Annotated in this window: 6 protein-coding genes; all 6 read right to left on the bottom strand. The window is 46.9% G+C overall.

Features of this window, described 5'->3' with window-relative positions; genetic code table 11:
* Positions 1–4 precede the first annotated feature (4 nt).
* Positions 5–811 (bottom strand): efflux RND transporter periplasmic adaptor subunit, encoded by an 807-nt coding sequence (locus tag OCV11_RS19340; protein WP_261897652.1) that lies wholly within the window; start codon positions 809–811, stop codon positions 5–7.
* Positions 801–2,522, bottom strand: a complete 1,722-nt coding sequence (locus OCV11_RS19335) for a TolC family protein (RefSeq protein ID WP_261897651.1) — start codon at positions 2,520–2,522, stop codon at positions 801–803. Before OCV11_RS19335 ends, OCV11_RS19340 begins: the two co-directional genes overlap by 11 nt.
* A 128-nt stretch (positions 2,523–2,650) precedes the next feature.
* Complete coding sequence (locus OCV11_RS19330) at positions 2,651–7,831, bottom strand: beta-propeller fold lactonase family protein (RefSeq protein ID WP_261897650.1); 5,181 nt, start codon at positions 7,829–7,831, stop codon at positions 2,651–2,653.
* 18 nt (positions 7,832–7,849) lie between these two features.
* Positions 7,850–9,439: a Tad domain-containing protein gene (locus tag OCV11_RS19325; RefSeq protein WP_261897649.1), complete on the bottom strand. Its 1,590-nt coding sequence runs from the start codon at positions 9,437–9,439 to the stop codon at positions 7,850–7,852.
* A 227-nt stretch (positions 9,440–9,666) separates the two neighbouring features.
* Positions 9,667–10,224 carry a heme utilization protein HutZ gene (gene hutZ, locus OCV11_RS19320; protein ID WP_261897648.1) on the bottom strand — a complete coding sequence of 186 codons (558 nt, stop codon included), beginning with the start codon at positions 10,222–10,224 and terminating at the stop codon, positions 9,667–9,669.
* A 10-nt stretch (positions 10,225–10,234) separates the two neighbouring features.
* On the bottom strand, positions 10,235–10,741 hold the full coding sequence (gene hutX, locus OCV11_RS19315; RefSeq protein ID WP_261897647.1) for a heme utilization cystosolic carrier protein HutX: 507 nt from the start codon (positions 10,739–10,741) through the stop codon (positions 10,235–10,237).
* Between the last annotated feature and the right edge of the window lie 463 nt (positions 10,742–11,204).

The following is an 11,204-nucleotide window of genomic DNA, read 5'->3' as shown; positions in this document are numbered from 1 at the left end:
CCTATTACGACTGCGGAGTGAGCGTCATCTGCGCACTTCCGCTCATACCTGGCATCAGAACCAACCCTTCATGGGCCTGAATCTCGCCAAACACTTTAAACGATTGGCTTAGCGCATCGATCACACTGCCTAACCGAGTCACTTTGGCAGGATAGGTTTGACCGGTTTCATCCAACTGGACGGTAAAGGATTGACCAATTTGCAACGCGGTTACCCAACGCGATGGCACAATCATTTCTACATCGTATGCATCTGTACTGTAGATATTGAGTAACTTAGTGCCTTCACTTACAAATTCGCCCGGTTCGACCATGCGTTCAGACACCCGACCGGCAAAGGGCGCACGAATCGCACAGCGTTTCACCATGATATCGGCAGCGCGCTGCTCTGCCTTGGCTTTCGCAAAATCGGCACTCGCCTGCCCCACTTCCAAAACGCTATTGGATTCGAGGGTATTTAGCCGTTTTGCCACTTGGTATTTTTGCTGAGCCAGCTCGCTTTGCGCCAAGGTTTGTTGGTATTTAGCTTGATACAAATCGCACTCGATACTTGCGATTACCTCTCCTTTAGCAAAGTGTTGTCCCTCTTTAAACGGCACACGTTGCAAGCGCCCAGCAAGTTCACTGGACACCACTAGCTGCGCTGCCGGTTCGAGTTGAATGCGAATGCTGTCAGATGGCTGCTGGCTTGGCACAACACTTGGTACATCGCTTGGCATATCACTGGCAGCGGCATGAAAGCCAATCCCAAGGCAAACGCCGCTAAGCAAAGCGGCGCTGCATCCTTTGGTCAATAAACCCTTACTTGGCATTCGTTTCCTCCACTGGGCGGGTATAGTCGTGGATTATCGCCGCTTTCAGTGAACCTAACGAATCATAAACCGAGACATACTCAGCAGGCTTGGTGCTGTTGCTCACGGTCGCCTCCGCTGGCACATGTTGACTAAGCAAAGTCGGCTCGTGAGTGGTCACTTCCCCTTGTTTGACCAGCGCAATCACCTGCTGTTGCTGAGCGGTTAACGTGCCCTTGGTCAGCAGCTGGTTTTGCTCCGCAATCGCTTGAGAGAGTGTGGCAACACTGGCGTCATGAATGGTTTTTGGCAGTGGATCTAACCCTGCTGCTTGGTAAATCGCGCCATAGGCAGTGTAAGCCTGTGCCAACTGTTGGTCGCGATGGCGAGTGATCAGCGCCGTTTCGGTGAGCATTTTGATCTGCTCTAAACGCGATTTCAGGTCACTTTGGAAAGCACTTTGGGTTTGCTGAGCGATGCCTTGCTGCAAACGCAGTAGCTCTGCAGCTTGCGCATATTGCGTTTGCGCTTGGCTATATTGTTGCCACGCCAAGTGAACTTGAGTAAGTACCGCCATGCGCAGCGCCTGACGTCTTAGCTCTGCCACTTCTTCTTTGGCTTTGCCCGCCTGTTTAATCGATGAATAGGAGAAGACATTCATCAAGTTCCAACTCACGCGCACTCCAGCATCGGCCCAGTGTTGATTAACCAGATAACTGTTGCTGTCGTAATGACCGCCGACAAACAGCGATGCGCCCGGTAGAAGGTGAGTCAACTGTGAGCGTGTTTCTAGCACCGCATTACGTGCTTTGTAGATCTCTTCATTGATTTCAGGACGATTAACCATCGCCAAGGTTTCTAAATGATCCAGTTGATAACCCACTGCTGGCAGTTGTGTTTTTGCCGTAGCAATCGGTGCTAATGTAAACGGAGTACCTGGGGCTAGGTTCATTAAGCTTGCCAGTTCGGTTTTCGCCATCACCAATTCTGCCGATAGATTTTGTAGCTGGGCAATCATCTGCAGCAGGCTTTTTTGATACTGCATCGCTTCAATTGGCGCGACCAAACGCTCTTGTTCCGTTAACTTAGCTTTGGCTAAGGCTTGTTTGGCCTGCGACAATGCTTGATTTACGGTCGGCTCTAGCTGCTGCGCGGTCGCTGCTGCCCAGTAGGCTTTACGCACTTTTTGCATAATGTCGGCGACCACGGCGCGTTTTTGCTCTTCAGCCGCCAACACATTGTTGCCTTGGGCTTTGGCACCAAAATAGCCGATACCAAAATCGAGTACGTTCCAGCTCAATGATAGATCGCCATTGGACACATTGCGGTCTTGGCTGGTGGATGCCTCAAGTGATTGAGTGCCAGTAGAGACCGATTCGCTGGATGACGCAGCTTGGTTATCACGGGTGCGCCAACCGGCACTTGCCGCAATCGAAGGCAATAGATCATAGCGCTTACTGTCGAGCAATTGATTTTCGTAAGCGTGTTTCATCAGCGCTAAACGCTCTTGTAAGTTGTATTTCACTGCACGCGCCATCGCCTCTTCTAGAGTAATGGCATGCACAATCGGCTCTTGCTGTGCAAACATGGCGAGCTGATCTTGCGCCAACAGTGCACTTTTTTCCTGATCAGTCACCGCTTCAGGCGTTAATGAACAGCCAGATAAAACCACTAGGCTGGCAACAGAAAGACTTAATGCGCTCTTTTTAAAATAACGAGTTGTGTTTTTCACTACGGGTTACCACTGCTGATGAAGCCACTTTCCTTTTTGCTTGTTTAGAACGGGAAAGCTGGCCTCGATTAAAGGTGAATAAGAGTGCGCGGCGCGCGCTCTTATTGCGGATTCAATTCGGCAAAGTGTTAGCTCAGTTCTGCCAATAGACGTTGATTCTCCACGGCCATCGCTTGCTGACTTACCTGTTGGGTTTGCTGCCCTAAGGTCATCTGTTCAGAAACGGTGTGTTGCATGCTTGCCTGCACCGATTGGCTATCAACCGGCACGCTTTGAATTGGTAAGGTCAGCTCTTTAACCTGACCATTGGCATCTTGCGTAGTCACGGTGATGGTTGGATTCGACAGTCGGTTGGCTGCCTCACTATCGACCGTGAGCACACCCGTTTGCGCGTTATAGCTGATGCCATCAGGGAGCGGCTGGCCGTTTTCGCCAGTCACATTCACCACTTTCAACCCTGACAGAGCAGGCAGTTCGAACAGATCGCGTTGCACTCTAGAACCATCCTCTTCACTTGCCGACAACTCACTGTTTGCAGAGCCATCATTTTGCTGCAGCTCTTGCCACCAAAGTTCCGTTGTTGAAACAGTACTGGCTGAAACCGTGTTTAACGCTGCATTAAACAGCTCGGAAACACTGACAGAGTTCACTTGTGGCGCATCACCATTTGCGATCAATGATTGCGCTTGTGGTGCGCTATTTACACCATTCATACCCGCGCCCATCATGGGCTCTGAGGCAAACGGCTCTTGCGCCGAAAAATCATGAATGTGAGTAAATCGCTCATTGCTGGCAGAATTGTTGCCATCGGGTTGTTCAGGTGAATTAGGATCGCTCGGCGTGCTCGGGTCCGTCGGTGTTGACGGTTCACTTGCTGCGCTCACCGCCAAGACAAAACTAAAGGTCGTGCTCATGCCGCCACTGTTGGTCACGGTGACCGTTATTGAATAATTGCCCACTTGCGTTGGTGTGCCGCTTAATGTGTGGGTAGTGGCATCAAAGCTTACGCCATCTGGCAAACCGGCTATCTGCCAAGTAAGCGCCAAATCTTGAGGATCCGTGACACTATCTTGGGCGAATTGATATTGGAACGCTTGGCCTTGCTCAGAACTTATCGAAGCTTGCTCAAAATTGACCAGCGGCGGTTCGATAGCCTCCACGACCGTCATTGTCCAACTGTTGCTGTTTTCTGCCCCTTCATTATCAGCCGTGGTTAACGTAAAGGTGAGCTTCTCACCACTGGTGCTATCAGCGCTAACCGTATACTGCACCGCATGTAATAGAGTATTAAGTTGGCTTTGACTCACATTACCAGTAATGGTGAGCGCCCATTGCCCATTGGTAAAGGCATAAGTGGCGACGGTTTCCCCGTTGAAAGTGATGGTGCCATCACTGGCAGAAAAACCTGAGCTGCTGTCGAGAGAAAGGTTATCTGCCGACAAGTTGGCATCGCTGCTGGTGAGGGTAAAAGTAAATCCCGCGTATGAATCGCTCAACGCACTATCAGGATCGGTCACCTCAACGGTCGGCATCATAGTTACCGTTGCTCCAATAGCCATATCAGGTTGATAAGGGGTAACACCAAAATAGGCGAAATCTGTTTGTCCAGCTAACACATGTCCGTCACGAGTTACTTGAACGTGGGCAGTGTTATCTGAGATTGATGTGCTTTCGATCAGCGTCAATCTACCATCGGCAGTTGCATAACGCAGCAGTGCTCCCTCACTGGTGGTGACATATACCACCCCTCCATTAGGTGATATTGCAATATCGACAATGTTGTTCACTTCTGCTGCCCCTCCGGCAGTAAATGAACCGTCATTAGTATTCAAATAATATTGGACAATACCATTACTGGTTGCTGCGTACACAGACTGCCCATCAGAAGACACCGTCAATTCTTTCACATCTCGGCTAATTTCTATGGTCGCTCCGTTCGCATCAATACTGCCGTTTTGCACGTAGCCAATCCAGTGCATACCCGACTCATCGAATTTATATGCAATCAAGCTTGGAGTTGACGTGCGCGTGGTGACAAATAGATAATCGCCAGCTACCGCTAAAGTATTTACCTGAGAAGCATATGGTTCTGCAGAATTATTACTGTAGTTCACTACATTACTTAACGTACCAGTACTACTATCTACCTGATATACATAAAGATCAAAGCTCGATCGAAAGATAAAGTAATCACCATTGTCAGATAAAATAAACTGCCTCATCGGTTCATAAGCAGAAAAGGTATTTATGTCGATAGCGACCACTTGTTGTGCCGTTAAAGCGCCTTGACTGTCAGAGGTATAAACAGTGATCTCACTATAACGAGATCCGTATTCACCTGTTTTGGTGGTCACGACAAAGAGCTGCGATCCATCCTCATTGGTCAACAAGGTTTCTGCAGCGCTATCGCGAGTAAATGTGGAGAGATAGCTGAGCTGCCCAGAGGAACTATCCATCGCATACACAGCAATGTGTCCTTCATTATCCGCCACAAACAAACGGTTACCCGATTGCGACATAACACTTTCCGTGATATCAGTCATATTCTCAAATTGGTTGAATTGAGTGATCGAACTGAGCAATCCCTGATTGTACAAATCCCCTAACGATGTACTCGGTGCATCGTTAGTATTAATAAATTCAACGTTAGTTACCCACGTTGGTGCATCTTGACCAAACGAATCGGTGATCGTTAACGTAATATCTGTCGTTTGTGCCAACGCATTAGCATCATTGGTATACGCAATCAAAGCCAACACTTGATTGACATCAGTTGCATTGGGAGCCGTTTTATACGCATCAGTAAAGGTGATAATAAGACCATTATCGGTAGATTCCACCGTTGCAATCACCACATCTCCCTTAGTGATTAGCGTCCCTTGATAATGATATGTCTCATTAGAAACAATCGTTATTTCGCCCTCGGTATCAGTACTATCTTTCACAACAGAAACAATAGTACCAGCGTAGTTTCCTTGACCACCATTACGCGCATCCATCTCAGGATCTGAAACCGTTACCCCATTGAACAATACCTGTGACCCGCTATTTTCGGTATAAGTTAGATGGGGGTTATTCCCGGTTAACACTGGTGGTTGGTTCTCATTAGGCTGAGGAGTAATTGTCACTGAGCTATTGATTGACGTTTCACTGCTCGTATTCCCTTGCTCAACGACTTGCAAATTAAAGCTCACTGAGCCTTCGCCCGTCAGCGTCGTAGTCCGGTAACTAATACTATTGATGGTATTCGCGGCAGCTTGAGGATCTGAATTGAGAAACAACACCACTGTTTTGCTGCCGTCTTTATTATCCATTACCTGATGTACTAACCCATTTACGGTCGACAGCGCACCGCTGAACTCTGTTAATTTTATGACATTACCATCCACGTAAAGTACATCACTGTCATTAGCCCCATTAATGGTAATGATCGCTTTCCACACCAATTGACCCTGCTCTACCGTATCGATAGCGACATCTGAAAATAGCGAGATGTAATCATCACCAGAGGTATAGTTTGTTTGCGTGTTCGAGCCTGTGAGTATAGGAGCATCGTTAACGTCAATAATATTTAATGTCACATTAAACGTGCTTTGCGCGCCGTCACCATCTGCCACAGTCACATTCATGGTGACGTTAGCACCTGCTGCATCTGGATCATCACTGGTATTGGTGTAGGCAATTTGTCTTAACACCATCTGCGCCGTGGCTTGAGAAACCGAAGCGGTGAAAGTGACTGAAGCCCCCGCTTCACTGGCGCTCCAGGTACCAATGACGACGCCGTCCAGCAGCACGTTATTGCCATCAACCGTCAGTCCATTGCCCGCCAATAGCGAGTAACTGTCATTGCTATTTTCTACCGCTTCAGCGCGGCTGATGCTGATGGTAGCACCGTTATAGTCCCCGAGTTGATCCAGCTCTGAATCACTCACTAACCCGTTAGGCAAAATGGCAACAGGATCGTTACCTTCGGTGTAGATGGTTGCTGCGGTTTGATATTGAAAAATACTAAACGCATTCGCTGTAACCGTTAAGATCTTACCGTTGGCATGGACCAAATTGGTGATATCACCATTGAGTTTTGCATTACTAGAATCCATGGCGGTATTTGAACTCAGTGTCCCATCGCCGTTCAGACTATATGCCGTTACAGAACGACCAAAAGTAAATAGGGTTGACCCATCTTCACTAAGAACTAACTGGCTCACATCACTTGCAACAGCCTCACTTTTGGTTAGTGAATAGCTGTGCTCAGTAGTAGATGATGTGTCTTTAGTAATCGTCAGAACTTCCCTAGTCGCTCCATTAACGTTCAACAGATAAATGACACTTGCATCTTCATTTATTGCAACTGACTGAATATAGTGTTTATCTCCAAGGTCCGTGACACTACCTAAATAGGTCATCGTTCCATCGGTAACAGAAAAAACGCTCAGCACTTCAGCATCGCCGTTACTGCTGCTAGCAAAGAGTAACGAACCATCTGATGAAAAGTTAATGGTGGTGTTGCCTCCAATTCCTTTGACGCCATTCTCCCCGTTGGTTTCTGAATCCAACACCGTAAACGTGACACCATTATCAGAGGACTGAAACGCATAAATAGTACTGCCAACCGATGCATAGAGATAACCGTTGTTCTCTTGTAGATCTCTGATTGTCCGACCATTTAAGGTCGCACTTAAATCCGTTTGACCAGAATAGGTTAACTCTCCACTTGAACTATCGCGGCTAAAGGTCAGTAGGGAGTTATTGGTTTCACTGTAGACATACAGGTGAGATTGATCGCTAGAAAGCTGAACTCGCGATACACCATTAACACCATTAGTCAACGATTCAGCCAAATCACTACTATGTAGGTTTTGTACAAGTTCAATCGTGCCATCTTCAGCAATCGAAAATACCGTCACGACAGAGTGGTCATAGGAAACTGCATATGCATAGTTGCCATCAGCAGAAACCACTACGCTATCGACTTTATCAGTAAGATATTCAGAGATGGTGTCATCATAAATTTCTTCTGAAGAGTAGCCGGAGGAAACAATGTTATCTTGAGTGGTACTAACTTCTGGTGCACTGTTATCACTACTTTCATCACTGGTTGTAGTACTGCCAGCGTCTATCGCTTGCGAGGTTACACTGGTGTCCGAATTAACTTCACTTGACGATTCTGTTGCATCAGTGCTCGTCACCTGTGAAGTGGTTGTACTGTCAGCAACTTCTGCCGCCGTGACAGCGACATCACCATCAAACACAATTCGTGGCTCTAACATAAATGCGTGGAGCGATGACTCTGTTGGGAAACCTTTCATATTTCTTCCTAATAAAAATCAGTTAATCAGGCGAACGTAGTAATTACGGCGAATGTCTTTGGCGATATCTTCTAACGCGCTTTTAATCTGTGACTCGCCTTCGGCAAAGTTGGTCGCATTGGCAAAATACATATTGCCCGCTCCTTCAGTGCAAATAAGCATTCCTGGACCTGCTACCTTGTCAAACAGCACCCGACCAAACTCCGTCGGATCACCAGGGCGAACCCCTATAAAATAAACGTGTATGTTTTTGGATCGAATACTGCGGCAAAGATCAACGAAACGCTGTTCAACACCGCTGGTTGAATCTGGTCGATTGGGATAATAGTTATAACTGTCCGTATCAAACCAATCTCCAGTGGTATTCGCTAACATGATGATGGCTTTGTAATTGGAGTTATCTGAACCAAAGTCCAACGGCAATTCGTTATCGCCCCAACCATTACTACCACGCATTTGCGGTGATAACGTTGCAGCAGCCCAACTGAGTGCGATGGTATAGTTCACGTTAAAACGCGTAGACATCTGATCGAGGCGTTCGTCAACCTTTTCAGTTTCGTTAGTCAGTGGCAATAATGGGGCATTTGGGCACCCCCTATCAGCTACAATCCAACGTGTATCAATGGCAAGAGTATCAGGGAAATCAGGGTTGGGTCCCTGCCAAGAAATAGGCGGCGCACCTGGACTACCATTTTCTGGCAAATCGTGACGGTAGTAGACGTTAAACTGTCCTGATGGGGGTTGATCCCAAAAGAAGTTTTCTCCGCGTCCTAAACCTCGATAAAGACACAGTAAGTTAGCAGCCCTATCAGGAAAACGCTCATCTGCCAGACTATTGACTTTCCCTGTACGAAACAGACTGCGCAGTTCACTAGGGTTAAGCGCTCCTGGAGCGGCCCAGCGAGTCAAACGACCAGAATCAGCAGCATCATAAACATTGACTGATTGACTATACGGTATTAGTGACATCCAGCGTTTAACATCGTCAAGGTTTTGATCGTTGCTGGTATTGATAAAATCTTTGGCAAATTGTTTGCCGATTCGCTTTAGAGCCGCTATGTCTGAGCCAGTTTCTGTAATTGTGTTGGGTAACATCATCGCCACTTCGGTCGGGCGAGACATCACTTCTACCGTAGAGAAGATGGTTTTGTCCTCGACTTTAGTGCCAAGCTCTGGGGCTTCAAATGAGGTAGTGACACTCACTTTGTAAGTGACTGCCCCATCACTGGTTTCGCCTTTCTGCACTCGCACGGTACTTAGATCGACTTGCTCAGCAAGACCAGAATCCAAACCCAAGTTTTGCCCGATGTAGTTTCTTGCCAGTGTGGTCAGGTCGCTATTTTTGCCCGTATTGCTGCTCGCCAATTCGGTATAACCCACTGCCATCGCAGCGGCATCGGTGGCACGCTTGAGCTGTGAAGCACTGTCGATCATCCGTGATGTATCAAAGCTATAGACACTTGCCAGCAACGCGCCAATAAATACCAAAACAGGAAATGGCATCGCAGAGCCAGACTCGCACTGGGTAAACTCAGCTAACTTAATTTGAAGTTGGTTGACCGTCACTCGGCCTTTCATACGCTCGCGCACAAACGAAGCAATAGACATCAATGCAGCACACTTTTATGGTGAATAATTGATGAAGATGATAAGCATTCTCAACAAAAAGCGTAGTCTACAATCATTAATATTCGTTAATAATTGTTTTAACGCATTGGCTTATCGAAGGATTTAGGCATAACGAGAAAAAGGGAACCTGGTTCCCTTTTATGTACGGTTTCACTTTTATGCTGGCAATATGTTAAGTCGCGTGACATTGCCACTAAGCATATCCGTTAGGCGTTTTGTAACGCGTCGAATTCAGGGATAGAGGTCATAGGTTGGTGGCCTTCATCAAGATGCACCACATCGACAAGATCCGCGTTAGAGACTTGATACGCTTGACCAAAACCTTTGACATACAAACCATGTTCGGTCGTGAATTGATACAGTTTAAAGTCTTTCATCTGGCTCACTTTACCGATGATGTCGCCAAAACGAGCATCAAGTTGAGTCAAGACACGTTGCCACAGCGGTGTGTCACGTTCAACTTGGTTAGCATGGGCAGCAAAAGTGAGGCGTTTACGCGCATAAAGCTGCTTAGAGTGACTCTCGTCTTCAATCATCATCATCGACAATTTGGGATTTTGTTTCAGGTTACGCGCATGTTGGGCGATTTCTGAAATCAGCACAAAGTAGCCCTGCTCGTTGAAAACAAACGGAGCATAACTCACGGTCGGTTCACCACTTTCATCAACCGTCGCCAGCTGTAATGTGCGGCATTGTTGACGAAATTCCACGATCTCCGGTTCTAAGCGAGTTTGTAGACGCTGCTGTTTTTCATTGGTATCCATAAATGTGTCCTTAATTATTCAAATCATTTTTTAATGCAACAAAGGCACTGACCTGCTCTGGCAGCAGTTTGCCCTGCTCGTCACGCCCCAAATACACTTTAAATACGCACTCCCCCGCCTGATTAAAAAAGCCAAAGTAGTGACTTTCTCTGCCCATAAACGGCTTGCTGACCAAAGCGATATTGTCGATAAGATCCAACTTGAGATGACCATGTAGCTGGCCTGGCTCACCAAGCAAATTGAAATAGCCCCGCGCATTTTTGCCCGCAGGCAATGGCGCTTTAATCTCAAAAATGGAACCACCGGAGTGCACGATAACGGTGACGGTTGTGTGCCAATCGGCGATGGTTTCCAGCAATGACTGAGCCAAAGTGCCAGGTAATACCGTCACCTGTTCGGGTAAATAACAGCGAAGAATTGCCAGTTCATTGGTATTGAGTGACTGGGCAATCTCGTGGGGTAATTGATGCGGTTGTTGCTCAAGTATGGCGTTAACTTGAACGGCCAAATCGTCCATAAAAGTACCTTAAAGGGCTGTAAAAACGGCCTGCGTAAACGGCACATGATGCCATTGCAGTGGATGATGGGAGCATAATGAATACGAGAAGCGTTCTCAATAAAACGCCCAGAGAGGACCATTAATATTCGTTAATGTATGGGAATCGACGTGTCACAGTTGGTGACATAAAGGGATGGATATTTGTTCAGATTTGAAGTTTCACTCCTGAAATATGGCTATTCTCCCAGCAAATCTACGCAAACATTTGCTTAAAAACCCCACCCATAGTAACTATTTATGCAGACACATTTTGAAAATAAACGTTTAAAATAAGCGCAATCTTGAGTATGATTCGCTGCCTGTTTGCATGAGGATGTAGGTTTATCCCTATTCTATCTCAGTAATGCAGTAGGAAAAGGAGATGCCAAAGAAGTCATGACGTTCACAACAATTATGAGCATGACTTTTCGCAAGCAGGCTA

Origin of the sequence: Vibrio porteresiae DSM 19223, from assembly GCF_024347055.1 — a bacterium.
GTDB lineage: Bacteria > Pseudomonadota > Gammaproteobacteria > Enterobacterales > Vibrionaceae > Vibrio > Vibrio porteresiae.
Note: the sequence above shows the minus strand (reverse complement) of the source record. Positions and strands in the feature narration are given on the sequence as shown.